This is a genomic window from Xylophilus sp. ASV27 (assembly GCF_016428875.1).
In the GTDB taxonomy this organism is placed as follows: Bacteria; Pseudomonadota; Gammaproteobacteria; order Burkholderiales; family Burkholderiaceae_C; genus Xylophilus.
Map to the genome: position 1 here is coordinate 1 of NZ_JAELTO010000315.1, position 388 is coordinate 388.

Here is a 388-nt window from a genome sequence, read left to right on the forward strand (position 1 = left end):
GGCTACAGCTGGACGAATTCGGTTTTCATCACACGCTGGCAAGCCTGCCCGGCAATACGCTGGTGCTGTTTGGCCAGCCTGGCTGCTCTGCATGCCGCGCCTGGCACCAGCTGCTGGACAGCTGGCAAGCTGACTGCCTGCAACAACTAGCCTATGTCGATGTGCAAGAGAGCATGGCTTTGGCACACGCCTTCGACATTTTTCACCTGCCTACCCTGCTGCTGTTTGTCGACGGCCAGTATCACGGCCAGCTGCACAGCCCCATGCAACGCCAGGCCATCAACACTGCGCTGGAACAACTGCTGGCCGCACCGGCGAGCGAAGAACCCTGAAATAAAGCAACAAGGGCTGCCCGTGGGCAGCCCTTGTTGTTGGCACCCCCTCTCGC

At 60.3% G+C, this 388-nt stretch carries 1 protein-coding gene; it reads left to right on the forward strand.

Translation table 11 applies throughout. The features are described from left to right. Positions 1–332, forward strand: a 332-nt coding sequence (locus JHD63_RS23080; protein ID WP_198973145.1) for a thioredoxin family protein, incomplete at its 5' end; no start/stop codon positions are given. Positions 333–388: the final 56 nt, after the last annotated feature.